This is a genomic window from Streptacidiphilus jiangxiensis, from assembly GCF_900109465.1.
Lineage (GTDB): Bacteria > Actinomycetota > Actinomycetes > Streptomycetales > Streptomycetaceae > Streptacidiphilus > Streptacidiphilus jiangxiensis.
Genome location: NZ_FOAZ01000016.1, coordinates 69,131 through 84,424, shown reverse-complemented (window position 1 = coordinate 84,424; position 15,294 = coordinate 69,131). Strand labels below are relative to the sequence as shown.

At 73.1% G+C, this 15,294-nt stretch carries 13 protein-coding genes; 7 read left to right on the top strand and 6 right to left on the bottom strand.

The genetic code is table 11. The features are described from left to right. Positions 1–131: 131 nt before the first annotated feature. From BMY61_RS46495 to BMY61_RS27440, 3 genes are all read left to right on the top strand, one after another. Positions 132–299, top strand: coding sequence for a hypothetical protein (locus BMY61_RS46495; RefSeq protein WP_161791223.1), 168 nt, complete (start codon positions 132–134; stop codon positions 297–299). A gap of 25 nt (positions 300–324) precedes the next feature. Beyond that, positions 325–672, top strand: a complete 348-nt coding sequence (locus BMY61_RS27445) for a hypothetical protein (protein WP_042445005.1) — start codon at positions 325–327, stop codon at positions 670–672. Between the two features lie 328 nt (positions 673–1,000). Continuing rightward, the gene (locus tag BMY61_RS27440) at positions 1,001–1,861 is read left to right on the top strand and encodes a hypothetical protein (RefSeq protein WP_143094540.1); all 861 of its coding nucleotides are present in this window, start codon (positions 1,001–1,003) and stop codon (positions 1,859–1,861) included. A 19-nt stretch (positions 1,862–1,880) separates the two neighbouring features. Here BMY61_RS27440 and BMY61_RS27435 read toward each other — a convergent pair whose 3' ends face one another. Next, positions 1,881–3,587, bottom strand: coding sequence for an aspartate:alanine exchanger family transporter (locus BMY61_RS27435; RefSeq protein WP_042445011.1), 1,707 nt, complete (start codon positions 3,585–3,587; stop codon positions 1,881–1,883). A 237-nt stretch (positions 3,588–3,824) separates the two neighbouring features. Here BMY61_RS27435 and BMY61_RS27430 point away from each other — a divergent pair, with 237 nt between their 5' ends. Further along, positions 3,825–4,325 carry a VOC family protein gene (locus BMY61_RS27430; RefSeq protein WP_042445013.1) on the top strand — a complete coding sequence of 167 codons (501 nt, stop codon included), beginning with the start codon at positions 3,825–3,827 and terminating at the stop codon, positions 4,323–4,325. Positions 4,326–4,370: 45 nt separating this feature from the next. Here BMY61_RS27430 and BMY61_RS27425 read toward each other — a convergent pair whose 3' ends face one another. The 3 genes from BMY61_RS27425 to BMY61_RS27415 all read right to left on the bottom strand — a co-directional run bounded on the left by BMY61_RS27425 (position 4,371) and on the right by BMY61_RS27415 (position 10,393). Then, a complete protein-coding gene (locus tag BMY61_RS27425; protein ID WP_236655939.1) occupies positions 4,371–7,394 on the bottom strand; it encodes an ATP-binding protein in 3,024 nt (1,007 codons plus the stop codon). A gap of 109 nt (positions 7,395–7,503) precedes the next feature. Next, a complete protein-coding gene (locus BMY61_RS27420; RefSeq protein WP_052438534.1) occupies positions 7,504–8,319 on the bottom strand; it encodes an ATP-binding protein in 816 nt (271 codons plus the stop codon). A 169-nt stretch (positions 8,320–8,488) separates the two neighbouring features. Next, positions 8,489–10,393: an APC family permease gene (locus BMY61_RS27415; protein WP_042445014.1), complete on the bottom strand. Its 1,905-nt coding sequence runs from the start codon at positions 10,391–10,393 to the stop codon at positions 8,489–8,491. A gap of 286 nt (positions 10,394–10,679) precedes the next feature. On the opposite strand from BMY61_RS27415, the gene BMY61_RS27410 reads away from it, so the two are divergent. The 3 genes from BMY61_RS27410 to BMY61_RS27405 all read left to right on the top strand — a co-directional run bounded on the left by BMY61_RS27410 (position 10,680) and on the right by BMY61_RS27405 (position 11,940). Continuing rightward, positions 10,680–11,375 carry a GAF domain-containing protein gene (locus BMY61_RS27410; RefSeq protein WP_042445016.1) on the top strand — a complete coding sequence of 232 codons (696 nt, stop codon included), beginning with the start codon at positions 10,680–10,682 and terminating at the stop codon, positions 11,373–11,375. 141 nt (positions 11,376–11,516) lie between these two features. After that, positions 11,517–11,672: a hypothetical protein gene (locus BMY61_RS46490; RefSeq protein WP_161791224.1), complete on the top strand. Its 156-nt coding sequence runs from the start codon at positions 11,517–11,519 to the stop codon at positions 11,670–11,672. Between the two features lies 1 nt (position 11,673). Then, the gene (locus tag BMY61_RS27405) at positions 11,674–11,940 is read left to right on the top strand and encodes a hypothetical protein (RefSeq protein ID WP_042445018.1); all 267 of its coding nucleotides are present in this window, start codon (positions 11,674–11,676) and stop codon (positions 11,938–11,940) included. A 78-nt stretch (positions 11,941–12,018) separates the two neighbouring features. On the opposite strand, the gene BMY61_RS46485 is transcribed toward BMY61_RS27405, so the two are convergent. Together BMY61_RS46485 and BMY61_RS27400 are read right to left on the bottom strand one after the other, a co-directional pair. After that, positions 12,019–12,192 carry a hypothetical protein gene (locus BMY61_RS46485; protein ID WP_177240391.1) on the bottom strand — a complete coding sequence of 58 codons (174 nt, stop codon included), beginning with the start codon at positions 12,190–12,192 and terminating at the stop codon, positions 12,019–12,021. A 166-nt stretch (positions 12,193–12,358) separates the two neighbouring features. Then, complete coding sequence (locus BMY61_RS27400; RefSeq protein WP_042445020.1) at positions 12,359–15,133, bottom strand: SpoIIE family protein phosphatase; 2,775 nt, start codon at positions 15,131–15,133, stop codon at positions 12,359–12,361. Positions 15,134–15,294: the final 161 nt, after the last annotated feature.

The following is a 15,294-nucleotide window of genomic DNA, read 5'->3' as shown; positions in this document are numbered from 1 at the left end:
AGGGAAAGCAGGCGAGTGGGATGAGACCGTCCACTCGGGCATGCGGTTCACCGACTCCGGCGGCTACCTGCACGCCGCGCCCTGGGCCGCCGCCGACAGGCGTGCGCAACTCCGGCGGCGGCTGCGTCGGAATGAACGACTCCGACGCCGCCTGGCTGTTCGACCATGCCCGGCTCGGTGACCTCTTCACCGTCCAGGGCAAGGACGCGACCACCCCCTACGGCGGACCCGGCAAGGGGTACGCCGAGTGGAACCTCACCTGGGACCAGTGGCAGGCCAGGAGCGCCCTGCACCACTGACCCACCCCCTCGGACAAGGACAGACATGCTCGCCCCTGCCATCGCCACCACCCACCCCTCCCACGGAACCACGACGGTTCCACGCCTCGCCCCGGAAGCCGGCCCGTTCCCCCGGCTCGCCGCCGTCCGCCTCCACGTACCGGCACGCTCCACCGTCCGGGATCCCGTTCCCACGGACGCGGAGCTGCTCCTCGTCGGGGTCAGCGGCACGGTCGAGGCGTCGCACCCGTACGGGATGCGGACCGTCACCCCCGGAAGCATCACGACGCTGCCGTCGGGGGAAGGCCTGAACCTCATCAACGACGGCCTGCGGGGCGCCACCCTGCTCGCCGTCCTGGTGACGGCGGCTTCACCGTCGCCCCAACAGGTCTGACAGTGGATCGGGCACGCCCCGGGCGGGCTGGCCAGCGCACTGGCCGCGAACAACCAGGGCGTCCGGCCGTCTTCTTCCGGGCTCCGCGGACGGCAGCCGGTCAGTTGGTGCTGTCGGTCCTGATTGACCACCATTAGACCCCGGCACCAGTGCCGTTGCGTCGAGAGGCTGTCCCAGCCGTACGATCCTGCCGGTACCGACGGGGACAGTGGGCACGGGGGTGGTCATGCGACGGCGGGTGGCGTCGGACAAGCCGGAGCGCGTGTGGGGGCGGGGGCTGGTCGACTGGTTCCTCGCTCGGCCGCGGGCAGCCTGGGTGGCCCGGTGGGTGGCAGTCGAACTGTCCACCGGCCCGCTGTTCGTCGTGGCGGTGGCGGTACTCGGCCACCTGCTGGGCCGTGCCGGCGCGACCGCAGTGGTGCTCGGACCGGCCGTGGGCGTCGCCTGGCTGTGGTTCCGCGACGGGATCGCGGCCCGGCAGGCGCAGCAGGCCACCGGCCTGGGTGGACGCACGCTGCAACTGCTGGCTGCCGCGCTGACGGGTTTCGGCTGCCTGCTCTGGCTGGTGACACCCGTGACGGCGGGCAGCTTCGCAGTCCTCTGCCTGTCGTGGCTGAGCACCGGACTCACCCTGGGTGCCGTCAGCGCGCTGGCGCTGCCCGGGCGCAGGACGCGCACGGCGGCCACCGTGCTGGTACTGGCCCTGGCCGCAGCGTGGGTGCCGCTGAACCGGCTGGGACTGCAGGTTACGGACGCAACAGCGCCGCGCTCGTTCGCAGAACCTCCGCGGCGGCTGATGATCCTCGTGGACTGGCCGGGGCTGCAACCGGACGAGGCCCGCTACCGCGCCGGCACGCTGAGCGTGGCGTACGACGACGGCTCCCCGGTCGGTACCGACTTCGACGCGCTGGAGGTCCGGGCGGCCGGGGCACTGAGTCCTTGCGCCTTCCTGCTCCAGGCCCGCGCCGACGATCAGGAACTCACGTACTCCCAGTGCGGCGACCAGGGCAACGGCCTGTGGTCCTCGGCCGGGGACGGCACCGGATGCGCCCTGGTGCAACAGCGCAACGGGCTCCTGCTCCTGCTGACCGACGACCTCTGCCACCCGGACGACGCGGCAGGCCTGGAGACGGTGCTGCACACGGCGCACGCCGTGGGCGACGACGCCATGCCCGCCCTGTCGCAGTGACCCCCGTGCGACCTGTGCGTCAGTGGCTCAGCAGGACGATGACCGATCCCCACACGGTGAGCAGGACGTTGCCGAGGGCGTAGGGGACGGTGCAGCCGAGGGACGGCAGTTGGCTGCGGGCGCGCTCGTTGAGTGCGCCGATGGCGGCGGTCGTGGTCTGGGCGCCCGCGAGGGCGCCGAGGAGCAGGGGAAGCGGGAGACGCTGCACGAAGTGGCCGAAGCCGAAGCCGATGACCAGGGGTAGCACGGTCGCGAGGGCCCCGAACACGAGCAGCTGCCAGCCGGCCTGCTGCAGCCCGCCGACGAAGCTGGGGCCCGCGTTCAGTCCCACGATGGTGATGAACATGCACAGCCCCAGCGTGCCGAGCAGCCACTGCGCGGCGGAGGGCAGGTTGCCGTAGGTGGGGCGCTTGCTTCGCACGTAGCCGAAGACCAGTCCCGCGACCAGCACTCCGGTGGACGTGGACAGCGACAGCGGCGCGCCGCCCTCGGTCAGGGCCGGGATGCCGATCAGGCCGCCGAGGAAGAGACCGGCGGCCATCCACGCCACGTCGGTCGCGAAGCTGGTGGGCACGGGCTTGCCCAGGTGGGCGGCGGCCTTCTCGACGAGGTCCTGGCGGCCCGTCAGGACCAGGGTGTCGCCGCGTTCGACGTGGTTGTCGCGGGTCATCCGCAGTTCGACCCCGGCGCGGTGGTGGGAGTCGATGAACACCGCGCTCATGTAGTCCTCGTGGCGCAGGCTGTCGATGGTGGCGCCGTCGGCATGGTGTCCGGTGACGACCACGTGCAGGGTCTCGGTGCGGTAGCCGAGCAGTTCGACGTCGTCGGACTCCATGCCGATGTGGGTGCGGGCGTCGAAGGCGACGAGGTCGGAGCGGACCGCGCTGACCGCGACGGTGTCGCCGAGTCGCAGCACGGTGGTGCGGTGGTGGTCGAGGACGCTCCCGTCGCGGCGGACCTTGGTGATGTAGATGCGCCGGTCCAGGGCGCGCTGAGCCTGTTCGAAGTCCCCGATCGTCTGGCCGGCGAAGGCCTCGACGTCGATGTCGTAGGCGCGCAGGACGTGTTGGTAGTAGCCGGAGCCCGCATCGGGGTCGGTGGTGTCGGCGGCCTCGTCGAGATCGGCGGCGAGGACGGCGCTGTCGGCTGCCAGGTCGCGGCGGAGCAGCCGGGGCAGGGCGCCGGCCAGGAGCAGCGCGGGCAGGACGGTGCCCAGGGGGTAGGTGACGGCGTACGCGACGGCGACGAGATGGGACTGCTCCTGGGCGGCGGCCGTGGTCAGGTGCGGCAGGTGCGCGATGGCGCCCGCGGCGACGCCGATCACGGCGGACTGTGTCAGCGCGCCGCCGAGCATGCCCGCCGAGAGGCCCGGCCCGTACCCCAGCAGGGAGGCGAAGGCCCAGCACACCACGAGTCCCGAGACGCACACGACCAGGGTGAGCAGCACCTGGGGGAAGGCGTCCTTGCGCAGGGAGCGGAAGAACCGGGGGCCCACGTCGTAGCCGAGTGCGAACAGGAACATCAGGAAGAAGACGGAGCGGACCGGGCCGGTGATCTCGACCTTCGCCTGCGAGCCGATCACGAGTCCGGCGACCAGGCACCCGGTCACCGCGCCGACCGCGAAGCCGCGGATCCGGATGCGGCCCAGGAGGAAGCCGAGTGCGACGGTGAGGAAGACCAGCAGCTCCGGGTAGGGCTGGAACAGGTGGGTCCGTAGCCAGTCCATGCCGCCGCTCCGCCTCCTGCTCACGCTGCCTCGCCGGCGTGCGAGCGTCGCGCTCCCCCGGCCGAACCGCCCTCAGGCGGTGAAGATACGACCGCGCCGTCGACCGGCGGCGCAGACAGGGCCGGGCACCGGGGTCTTTGCGCCCGTTCGGCGGCCCCGAGCGCATTTGTTCAAATTCGAATCATTGGCTATCGTCGAAGCAGTTCTGTTCGGGTTCGAGCTCGCTAGGAGAGCCCCATGCCGGTACGCCGCCTCAACCACGCGGTTCTGTACATCCGCGACGTCGCGACCTCGGTCGCGTTCTACACCGAGGTGCTGGGCTTCAAGGTCGACGTCGAGATCCCCGGGCGGGCCGCCTTCCTCAGCTCCCAGGAGTCGCTCAACGACCACGACCTCGGCCTGTTCGCGATCGGCGCCGGCGCGCCGGGCCCGCAGCAGGGCCGGGTCGGCCTGTACCACCTGGCCTGGGAGGTCGGCACGCTGGGCGAGCTCGCCGAGATCGGCCGGGAGCTCAGCCGGCGCGGCGCGTTGGTCGGCGCCACCGACCACCACGTCTCCAAGTCCTTCTACGCCAAGGACCCGGACGGCAACGAGTTCGAGGTGATGTGGCGCGTGCCGCGCGAGGACTGGTCGACCGATGACGAGTCGGCGAAGATGCGGGCCCTGGACCTGGAGGCGGACCTCGCCCGCTGGGGTGCCGACCTGGCCACCGGGGCCGCGGCCGGCTCCGCCACCTGAGGTCGCCCGGGCCCGCTTTCGGGCCGGCCGGTCAGCCGTCCGCTGTCAGCCGTCCGTGGCGGTGAGGACGTCGCCGACGGCCTTGCGCGTGGTGCCGAGCTTCTTCAGGACGCTGGCGACATGCTGCTCCACCGTGCGCGGCGACAGGAACAGGGCTTCGGCGATGTCCTGGTTCGTGGCGCCGGTGGCCAGCAGCTCGGCGACCTGCCGCTCGCGCGGCGAGAGCGCGCCGCCGTAACCGCGACGGCCGCGCCCGGCGGGGCGCTGGACGCCCAGGTCGCGCAGTGTCTGTCGGCAACGGGCCGCGTCGGCGGTGGCACCGAGGGCGTCGTAGGTGTCCAGGGCGGCGGCGACCTGCGCGGTCGCGTCCTCCGGGCGGTCGGCCCCGAGCGCGCCCGCGCAGCGTTCGGCCGCGCGGGCGGCGTCGTAGGGACGGCCCACGGCCTGCCAGGCGTGCCGTCCCCGCTCGAACTCCTCCGCGGCCCGGCCCGGCCGGCCCCGCTCTCCGGCCAGCGCCAGCAGCCCGCGGGCGCACGCCAGTTCGGCGCGCGCTCCCGGAGCGTCGCGGTGGGCGAGCTCTCGCTCGACGTCGGCGACGAGCCGCGCAGCAGCCTGGTCCTCGCCGCACCCGAGCGCCGCCTCGACGGCGACGGGGACGAGCCCGGTCGCCCTCGCCCACGCGGCGGACTCGCGCAGCAGGTCCACCGCCGGAGCCGCCAGTGCCCAGGCATCGCGCGGGGCCCGCTGGAGCAGCCGCAGTTCGGCCTGCCCCGCCAGGGCCCGCAGTTCCACCGTCACCTGTGAGCCGCGCGCCCCGGAGGTCGCGGCGGCGGTGAACTGCTCCAGCGCGTGCGCGCGCCGACCGCGGGCGGTCGCCAACAGGCCGAAGACGAGGGCCTGTTCCTCGCCGAACATCGCGATCTCCGGGAACTCCGCCCCGAGGGCCGCGAAGCGTTCCTCCAGCCCGTCCCAGTGTCCCGCCAGGGCTTCCAGCCGCAGCAGCGCGATCCTGCTGTAGCACTCCAGGTGCGGGATCGAGGCGCGGTGGGCCAGCTCCCTGCTCTCGTGCAGCAGATCGGCACCGCGCTGGTCGTGGCCGAGATCGACGGCGAGTTCGCCGACGTTGTACAGCGCGCGGGTGGTCTGCCGCAGCACCTCGAGGTCCGGCGACTCGCGGGGAAGGGCGTCCAGTTGCCCCCAGACGTCCGTGCTGCCGTCGCGGGCCAGCAGGGTGAGCCTGGTCGCGCGTACCGCCGCCCCTGTGGCCCGGTCCCCCGCGCGTGCCACGGTCTGTTCGGCCCGCTGCAGCCAGGCGGGGCCGTGCGACGCGGCGCCGTTGCGCTCGTCCATGGCCAGCGCGACCATCGCCCGGGCGGCGCGCTCGGGGCGCTCCTCGATCAGCTCGTCGACGCAGTGTTCGAGCTCGTGGTAGCCGCCACGGTCTCCGGCGTGGTTGACCATCAGCAGGCCCAGGGCAAGCCGGATCTCACCACGGGTGGCGGTCGCGAGCTGCGGGTCGGCGAGGATGCGGCGCAGGACGGCGGCGTTGCGGGTGTGGTCGGCTCCGTTGACGGCGATCCGGGCCAGCGCGAGCGCGGCACGCGACCGCAGGTCGCCGTCGGGGGGCGGGTGTGCGGCGCCCGGGGTACTGGTCCCGATCGGCTCCGTGCCGATCCGCTCCGTGCCGATCCGCTCCGTGCCGATCGGCTCCGTGCTGTCGTGTGCCGGGCCGAGCTGGTCCACGCTGAGCTGCTCGAGGCTGAGCTGCTCAAGGATTTGATGCAGCAGTCCGGCCGCCGTGCCCGTGTCGCCCAGGGCGATGGCCTGGTCCACGGCCTGCTCGGCGCGCCGGAACCACCCCGCGCGATCGCCTGAGGCCAAGGTGTGGTGGGCGATCTGCACCAGCGGCACGGGAATCTCCCGCTCCAGTTCCTCGACGGCCCGCAGGTGCAGCCGCGCGCGGTGCGGGCCCGGGACGTGCCAGTAGGCGACCTGCTGGGCCAGGGTGTGGCGGAAGACGTAGCAGCCGCCCGGGGTCTCCCCGAGCACGGCTACTTGCAGGGCCTCGACCAGCCCGTCGGCGCCCTCGTCGGGGTCCAGGCCCGCGAGCCGGGTCAGCAGCGGCTCCGGCGCCGGAACGGCCAGCACGGCGGCCGCGTCGACGACGGCGGCCCCCGACGCGGAGAGCGCGGCCAGTCGCTCGGTCACGGCCTCGCGCAGCCCGCGGGGCACGCCCGCCCGTTCCAGCTCGGCCCGCGCGTCGCCGAGGGCGAGCTGCGGGCCGTGTTCGCGCAGGGTGAGCAGATCCTCCTCGGCCACCAGCGGCAGACCCTGGCTGCGCTCGTACAGGACCGCACCGAGCTCGGTACTGGCGAACGAGCCGAGGGCGGCCGACGCGAGCTCCCCGACGTCGTGCCGGGACAGCGGCCGGAGCCGGATCACGGTGCCGTTGGTGCCGGGCGGCCACCGATAGGCCGCGCCGAGGACGGGGGTGTCGGGGGCGAGGTCCTCGGCCCGGTAGGTCAGCACGACGGCGAGCTGGTCGGGCAGGTCACGCGCGAGCAGGAGCAGCAGTTCGCGGGTGGCCTCGTCGGCCCAGTGCAGGTCCTCGACGAGCAGGACGGAGGGCCCCAGGGCGGCCAGGAACGAGTGCACGGCCTGAACCAGCTGGTGCCTGCGGGTCTGGGCGCCCTCCGGGCGCGGCGGGGGCGGCGGCAGCCGGTCGGCCAGGTCGGGCAGGAGCGGCGCCAGGGCGCCGGCGGTCGGCGCGACACCGTCGGCGGGGAGCCACGGTCCGGCCCGGCGCAGCGCGTCCACGACCGGCCCGTACGGGAAGGGCTCCCGCAACGGGTGGCAGAAGCCGGTCAGGACCGGTCGGCCCTCCGCGGTGAGCCGGGTGACGGCCTCGTGGACCAGGCGGGACTTGCCGATCCCGGCCTCGCCCTCGACCAGCACGACTGCGGGCGGGGTGCGGACCGCGGCGAGCAGCAGGCCCAGCTCCCGCTCCCGCCCGACGAACGCGAAGCCACCGCCCCCGGCCGCGGCGCCCTGGTCGAGCACACGTGCCACGCGATCACCTTCCCTGGCTGACCACGCTAGATCCGCCCACGGGCGGCTGCAAACGGCCGCCGCGCTCGGGCGTTGCCGGGGTCCTCCAGGTCGGTGCGGGCAAGGAGCGTCAGACAGGCCCCAAGGCCGGGGACGTGCACGCGGTGCGGTGCCGCGGGGAGGAGAGGCCGGGCCTTGCGGGACGGGAGGGCAGGGACAGCAGGGGCGGCAGCGACGGCAGGCACGGAGATGGCGACCACGCCCCGACGGGCCCAGCCGGCCCGGTCAGCTCGGCAAGCCTGGTCGGCCCGGTCAGCTCGGTCGGCCTGGTCAGCCCGGTCGGCCCGCTCAGCTCGGTCGGCCTGGTCAGCTCCGTCAGCCTGGTCAGCTCGGCCAGCCCGGCCGGTTCGGTCAGCCCGGTCGGCGCGGTCAGCTCGGCCGGCCCGGCCACCGCGCAGGCCGACTCGGCCCGTGCGGCGTGGACGGCCTGGCCCGGGAGGGCGACGATCAGCTCGGCCGTCACCGTGGTGCCCTCGGCCGTCGTGCGCACGTCGCAGTTGACCGCACAGGCCTCGACCAGCACCAGGCCGCGACCGCCACAGGCCAGGTCCTCGCCGCGCCGCGCGGCGTCCGACGCCACCGCCCGCGCGCGCCAGACACCGGAGTCCCGGACCTGCACCGTCAGCCCGCCCTCGGCGAGACACAGCAGCAGCCTCACGTCGGGGCTGCCGCTGTGGCGCACCGCGTTGGTGGCGAGCTCGGTGACGATGAGGGCGAGCGCCTCGCACGTGTCGTCCGGGAGCTGCCAGCGCCGGGCCGTGCGCTGGGCGAGGCGCCGCAGCACGGGCACGGACGCGGCCGTGGCCGGCAGGACGTGGGTGGACGCGAGCCGGCAGGCGCCGCCGGGTGCGGCGCGGCGCGGGCCGGGAGCGAGCGTGGGGTCCATGCAGGGGCTCCTGAGCTGGGGAATGCTGGGGAATACGGCCTCTGTCCCCACAGTCGGCGCGGAGCCCCGCGCGCACAATACGGGTCGGTCAAGCTACGGATACCTGATTAAAAGAGCCACAATCCGGACACGTGGGTGCGGGTGGCCCGGGTGCGGGCCGGCCCAGGCGTCAACCGACATGGACGCGGGGGCGGCGGGTACGGTCAGGTTCGGCCTCGCGCAGCACCTCGCGGGTCACCGGGGCCACCTCTCCCTGACCGAACAGGAAGAACTTCAGGAACTGGCTGACCGGGTTGCCCTCGGTCCAGCCGAAGTAGATGTGCGGCTTGCGGCCCGTCGCGTCCCGGATGTGCAGCAGCAGCGCGGCGAGTGAGTTGGGGATGGAGGCGCTCTCCAGGGAGAGCACCCGGAAGCGTCCGCACATCACCTCGCCGCGGACCCGCACCTCGCTCTCGAAGTCGGAGGGGTCCAGCACCGTCACCTCGACGAAGACGACGTCGTCCTCCTCCGGGATGTTGTTGTTCAGGCGGGCCTCGCGCAGCTTCTGCTGGTACTCGGCCAGGTCGTGCCGGGCGGGCTCGTGCGCGATGAGCCGGATGGTGCGGTGGGCCATGTCCTGGACGAAGCGCTCGGCCAGCGGATCCATGCTGACCTGGGTGACCCGCAGCTCGAAGGCGCGGCTGAGCCGGGACAGCGCGGAGATCAGGATGATCCCGGCGATGAAGCAGGCACCGATCTTCACCCCGTCCGGGCGTTCGATCACGTTGACGACGGTGGTGTAGACGAAGACGGCGGCGATGACGCCGAAACCGATGGTCCAGTTGCGCTGCCCCGCCTTGCGGGCCGCAATGGTGACGGCGACCGCGGCGGAGGTGATCAGCACCAGGACACCGGTGGCGTAGGCGCCGCCCTGCTTGTCCACGTTGGCGTCGAAGAGCCAGGTGACCAGGAACGCGATCAGCGTGAACACCAGCACCATCGGACGGACCGCCCGGGCCCAGTGCGGGGCCATGCCGTAGCGGGGCAGGTAGCGGGGCATGAGGTTGAGCAGGCCCGCCATGGCCGAGGCCCCGGCGAACCAGAGAATCAGGATCGTGGAGAAGTCGTAGACGGTGCCGAAGGCCGAGCCCAGGTACTCGTGGGCCAGGTAGGCGAGCGCGCGGCCGTTGGCGGGGCCGCCGTTCTGGAAGTCCTGCTGCGGGATGAGCAGCGTGGTGATGAAGGCGGTGGCGATCAGGAAGACGCTCATGATGACCGCCGCGGTCGTCAGCAGCTTCCTGGTGCCGCGGATCCGCCCGGCCGGCCGCTCCTCGGTGTCGTCCGGGTGGCCCTCGATGTGCGGCATGACCGCGACGCCGGTCTCGAAGCCGGACAGGCCCAGGGCCAGTTTGGGGAAGACCAGCAGCGAGAAGCCGATCATGGCCGCCACGTTGCCGTGCGAGGTGGTCAGGGCGTGCGACCAGTCGGTGACCACGTGCGGAGCCTGGAAGATCTTCACCAGTCCGGTGATCACGACCACCACGTTGAGGGCGAGGTAGACACCGACGAGGACCACGGCGGCGCCGATGGCCTCGGTGAACCCCTTGAGGAAGACCGCGCCGAGCAGGGCCACCAGGATGAGCGTGATCAGCACCTGCCGACCGTGCAGGGTGCTGGTCAGGTGCGGGTTCTCCACGAGGTGGGCGGCCCCGTCCGCCGCCGACAGGGTAATGGTGATCAGGAAGTCGGTCGCCGCGAAGCCCAGCAGGACCAGCACGAAGAGCTTGCCCTGCCAGAACGACAGCAGCCGCTCCAGCATGGCGATCGAGCCCTCGCCGTGCGGGCTCTCCACCGCCACCCGCCGGTAGACCGGAAGGGCGCCTGCCAACGTCACCACGACCAGGACGACGGTGGCCACCGGCGAGAGCAGGCCTGCAGCCAGCGCGGCGATGCCCGGCTGGTAACCGAGGGTGGAGAAGTAGTCGACGCCGGTGAGACACATGACCCGCCACCACCGGGCGCCCTTGTGGGCCGGCTCCGGCGCGGCGTCCGCACCCTGCTGGTGCTTGGCCATGTCGGACAGGCCTTCCAGCATCCATGCCCGCAGCCGGGCGCTGCGCTCCTCGTGCCGAGCCGCGGGCCCGGTGGATCCGGCAGCCACGAAAGGCACCTCCCGCGTCAGGGCCGGCGCGCATCGCGCCCACTGCGAGCGTACGAAGCACCGCCAGTCCTGTCCTGCTCGACGCCGCCGAGCGGGCGGCCTGGGAGGCAGGCGGCCCCGGTTCACGGTGCGGCGGCCGCGCGGCCCCGGTGGTGGATCAGCCCTCGCGGGGGTCCCGTCGCGGACGTAGTCTGGCCCCACGAGAGGTAGCCCGCGACCGATGACCGATGACCGATGGTGCGTGGTCCGCGTGTTCATGAGCCGAAGCCAGTACCTGGCGGAGCCGTTGCACTACGTGACAGCCCCCTACCAGGCCACGGCCCCATACGGGTCGCTGACCTCCGCCAGCGCGATCGCACGCACCCCCGATCCGCTCCCCGGACTCGTGGACCACCACGGTGAGCAGCTCGCCGGGGCCCGGACCCTGCGGGCCGCCGTGGCGGCGCTGCACGAGGCGACGCGCCTGCCGACCGCCCTGCACCACGTCCTCGACGACTCGATGACGCTCATGTCGGCCGAGTTCGCCAACGTCCAGATCGTGGACCCGCGTGACGGGTCGCTGGTCCTGGTCGCCCAGAGCGGCTTGAGTCCCGGGTTCCTGGAGCACTTCGCCCTCGTGCGCGACGACGGCTCGGTGTGCGGCCGGGCCGCGGTGAACGGCACCCAGACGGTCGTCGGCGACGTCCGGGAGGAGCCGCTGCTGGAGCCGCACTGGGCGGTCTTCCGCGCCGCCGGAATCCGCGCCGTCCAGTCCACGCCGGTGGTCGACGGCGACGGCCGGCTGATCGGCGTCGTGTCGACGCACACCTCCTGGGCACGCGAGCGCTCCGAACGGGACCTGCACCTCATGCGGATCTACGGCCGGTTCGTCGGCGACACCCTGGCCCGGCTGCTTCCCAAGGTGCCCCCGTCCTAGCCTGACGTGCCCCGCCGTCGCCGCGCGGGCCCCGGCCTGTGGCGCTCCGATGCGACGGATGCGGCATGAACCCGTCCGAGTGACTGCAGGGTCGCGTCCGTGCCCGGTAGCGTGGACGGAACCTCACCTTCGGAGGTTCCGATGAGCGACAGGCCCTGCACCTCGTGTGGCGGTCAAGGCGGCACCGAGAAGATCGAGTACACCTACGAGGCCGACCCCGAGGGCAGGATCGTCGCCAAGGAACACCGCTACTTCAGTCCCTGCAGCAGCTGCGGTGGCTCGGGAAGGATCGCCTGACATGAACGACGACGACATCGCCAGGCCGATCTACCTGTGCCAGGACTGCGGCGCCCACTACCTGCCGCCCACGTCGATGCAGTACCCGACGGGGCCGGCGTCCCAGGTGTTCTGCTCGAAGTGCCAGCCTGAGCACTGCGCCGACAACGCCGCGCGGTCCGGCATCAACCTCGCCGAGGGCGCGGCCCCACCGCGTCCCCGCCGACCGCGGCGCGCAGGGAAAGCGCCGGCCAAGGGCGGCTCGACGCAACGGACCAAGCTCCTGTAGGCGGGCGGTCCGATGCCCCGGTCGATGTCGCGGGCGCGTGCTGCGCGACAGCGCGACCCGGGCCGCGTTGACAGAGGGTCAGCCTCCGCTGTAGTCCGGGTCGGTCTGCTGGACGTGCGTGAAGCCCTGGACCGCGGCCGGCCGCTGGAGGCCGCCCGTGTGGTCCGGACCGGGCTCGAAGTGGTGGGCGACGCCGACGATCGCGGCGGTCGCCGCTCCGGCCAGCAGCAGTGCCGCCAGTGGGCGGCGCAAACTCCAGACACGTACTCTCACAACCGGCCCCCGTCCAGGTGAGGACAACCCGTCCACCAACCATGACTCCCCGGCTCGCCGGAAGGTTCCATTCCGCTGTCGGGACCACACCGCAGCTGTCAGCCGTGCACCTGTGAGCAGGGGCGCGGGGTGTCCCGTGCCCGCGTCACGGGAGGGCCTGTTCGGCCCAGATCACCTTGCCGTCAGGGCTGTAGCGGGTTCCCCAGCGCTCGGAGAGCTGGGCGACCAGGAACAGCCCGCGGCCGCCCTCGTCGGTGGTGGCCGCGTAGCGCAGGTGCGGCGAGGTGCTGCTGCCGTCGCAGACCTCGCAGGTGAGGACGCGGTCGCACAGCAGCCGCACCCGGAACGGTCCGGTCGCGTAGCGGATCGCGTTGGTGACGAGCTCGCTGATGATCAGCTCGGTCGCGAAGGCCAGGTCGTCCAGCCCCCAGGCCGTCAGACGCTCGGTCACCTGGGCTCGCACCGGCGCCACCGCGGCCGGGTCGGGCGGGAACTCCCAGGTGGCGACCCGGTCGGCCGGCAGCACCCGGGTCCGGGCCACCAGCAGGGCGATGTCGTCGGTGGGGTGGGCGGGCAGCAGCGCGTCGAGGACCGCCTGACAGGTCTCCTCCGGAGTGCCCGGGGACCTGGCCAGGGTGGCTCGCAGCCGGTCGAGGCCGACATCGATGTCCCTGGTCCGGTCCTCCACCAGGCCGTCGGTGTAGAGCACCAGTCGACTGCCCTCGGGCACCTCCACCTCCGTCGTCTCGAAGGGCAGGCCGACCAGGCCGAGCGGAGGCCCGGCGGGCAGGTCGGGGAAGTCGACCGAGCCGTCCGGTCGGACGACCGCCGGGGGCAGATGCCCCGCCCGCGCCATGGTGCACGTCCGTGAGACGGGGTCGTAGATCGCGTACAGGCAGGTCGCGCCGGTGATGGACATCTCGCCGTCGGTGGCCGCACGGTCCAGGTCGATCTGGTTGACCAGGACGTCGAGGTGGCCGAGCAACTCGTCCGGGGGCACGTCCAGGGTCGAGAAGTTGTGGACCGCCGTGCGCAGGCGGCCCATGGTGGCCGCGGCGTGCAGCCCGTGGCCGACGACGTCGCCGACCACCAGGGCGACCCTCGCGCCGGGCAGCGGGATCACGTCGAACCAGTCGCCGCCGACCCCCGCGTGGGCGGGCAGGTAGCGGTAGGCCACGTCCAGGGCGCTCTGCTCGGGCAGGCCGCCGGGCAGCAGGCTGTGCTGCAGGGTGACCGCCAAGCCGTGTTCGCGGGTGAAGCGGCGGGCGTTGTCGATGCACACCGCGGCGCGGGCCGCGAGCTCCTCGGCGAGCGACAGGTCATCGGAGTCGAACGCCTCGTGCGTGGCTGTCCGGTAGAAGTGCGCCACGCCCAGCAGGGTGCCGCGGGCCAGCAGCGGCACGGTGATCAGCGAGTGGATGCCCTGCCCGACGAGCCGGTCGGCCCAGGCGGGGCGGGTCCGGCGCCAGTGGGACTGCGGCGCGGTCAGGTCCGCGTCGAGGACCGGGTGCCCGTCCAGGGCGCGGGCATGGGGTGTGCCGGGCGCCACCGGGATCGAGGTCCCGACGGGGAAGAGCGGCGAGTCGGGCCGGATGCCGTGCAGCGCCGTACGGCGCAGGTCCACCACCTGGCTGGGAACGGGCTCGTCGCCGTGCAGCAGCGACTCGGCCAGGTCCACGCTGGCGAAGTCCGCGAACCGCGGGACGACCGCCCCGGTCAGCTCCTCGGCGGTGCGGGTGACGTCCAGGGTGGTGCCGATGGCGGCACTGGCCTCGTAGAGCAGCTTGAGTCGCTTGCGGGCCTGGTCGGCCTTGCCGGACAGGACGCGCAGTTCGGTGGAGTCGCGCAGCGTGGCGACGACACCGGTCGGCCCTCCGGCGCCCTCGGTGGTACGGACGTTGACCACGAGCAGGCGCTCACCGGCGCTGACGACCTCGTCGGTGACGGCCTGTCCGCCGGCGAGCAGGTCCGTCAGCCGCTGGTCCAGGCCCAGGTCCGTGACGAGCCGGCCGTCGTGGTCGCCGAGCGGCAGTTCCAGCAGCCGGCACGCCTCGTCGTTGGCGAGCAGCACCCGGCCGCCGTCACCGATGATGATCACGCCCTCCCGCACGGCGTGCAGGACGGCGTCGTGGTGCTCGTACATGCGCGTCATCTCCACCGGGCCGAGCCCGTGGGTCTGACGTCTGAGTCGCCGCACGACCAGCCAGGTGCCGAAGGTGGCGAGCGCGAGCGCGATCCCCCCGGCGGCGAGGACGACGGGCAGGCGGCGCTGCGAGGTGCTGCTGATCTGGTTGATGGTGATGCCGGCGGAGACCGCGCCGATCACTTTGTGGTGACTGTCGAAGACCGGGACGATCGCCTGGACCAGCGGGCCGATGGTGCCGTGGATGGTCTCGGTGACCGTCTGCCCGGCGAGGGCCGGGCCGATGTCACCGACGAACTTCTTGCCGATCCGGTTGGGGATGGGGTGGGTGTAGCGGATCCCGTGGTCGTCGGTGACCACGACGAAGTCGACGCCGGTGGCCAGCCGGGTGGCCTCGGCGCGCGGCTGGAGAAGCGCGGTCGGGTGCGCGGACTGCATCGCGGCGACGATCCCGGGCGAGTTGGCGAAGGTCTGGGCGACCGCCAGGGACCGGTTGCGGGCCTCGCTGGTCGCGTCCTCCCGCGCCTGGACGAAGACCTCGACGCCCGCGGCCACCACCAGCAGCAGGATGATCACGACCTGCAGGACGAAGACCTGCCCGGCGACACTGCGCATGCCGAGGAGCGCCCGGCGACGCGACTCAGGTCGAGATCGGCGGTAGGCGCGCCCGTCGCTCTCCTGATCCCGCCCCGGGCGCAGGCGGACCCTGTCCCTCGGCTGCCCACCGCTGGGACCGGGGCCCGTGGAGGCCGGGGGTCGGCCCCGGAACCGGGCCATACGCCCTATGAAACACTGCCGCGTTCCCAGGGGCCACCGGGCCGCCGCGGCGGATCGCATCGGCTGCGGGTTCGTGGCCCGCACAAGGCCCGCAGAAGCGTGCGCGGCGCCGGGAGGCTCGGAGCTTCAGCGGTCCGCAGCCGGACACGCCCGGCTGCGGA

Excerpts from the sequence above, each read along its gene's own strand:
- BMY61_RS46495 (WP_161791223.1), top strand. The coding sequence starts at position 132 with ATGAACGACTCCGACGCCGCCTGGCTGTTCGACCATGCCCGGCTCGGT.
- BMY61_RS27445 (WP_042445005.1), top strand. The coding sequence starts at position 325 with ATGCTCGCCCCTGCCATCGCCACCACCCACCCCTCCCACGGAACCACG.
- BMY61_RS27435 (WP_042445011.1), bottom strand. The coding sequence starts at position 3,587 with ATGGACTGGCTACGGACCCACCTGTTCCAGCCCTACCCGGAGCTGCTG.
- BMY61_RS27430 (WP_042445013.1), top strand. The coding sequence starts at position 3,825 with ATGCCGGTACGCCGCCTCAACCACGCGGTTCTGTACATCCGCGACGTC.
- BMY61_RS27420 (WP_052438534.1), bottom strand. The coding sequence starts at position 8,319 with ATGGACCCCACGCTCGCTCCCGGCCCGCGCCGCGCCGCACCCGGCGGC.
- BMY61_RS27415 (WP_042445014.1), bottom strand. The coding sequence starts at position 10,393 with ATGCTGGAAGGCCTGTCCGACATGGCCAAGCACCAGCAGGGTGCGGAC.
- BMY61_RS27410 (WP_042445016.1), top strand. The coding sequence starts at position 10,680 with ATGACCGATGACCGATGGTGCGTGGTCCGCGTGTTCATGAGCCGAAGC.
- BMY61_RS46490 (WP_161791224.1), top strand. The coding sequence starts at position 11,517 with ATGAGCGACAGGCCCTGCACCTCGTGTGGCGGTCAAGGCGGCACCGAG.
- BMY61_RS27405 (WP_042445018.1), top strand. The coding sequence starts at position 11,674 with ATGAACGACGACGACATCGCCAGGCCGATCTACCTGTGCCAGGACTGC.
- BMY61_RS27400 (WP_042445020.1), bottom strand. The coding sequence starts at position 15,133 with ATGGCCCGGTTCCGGGGCCGACCCCCGGCCTCCACGGGCCCCGGTCCC.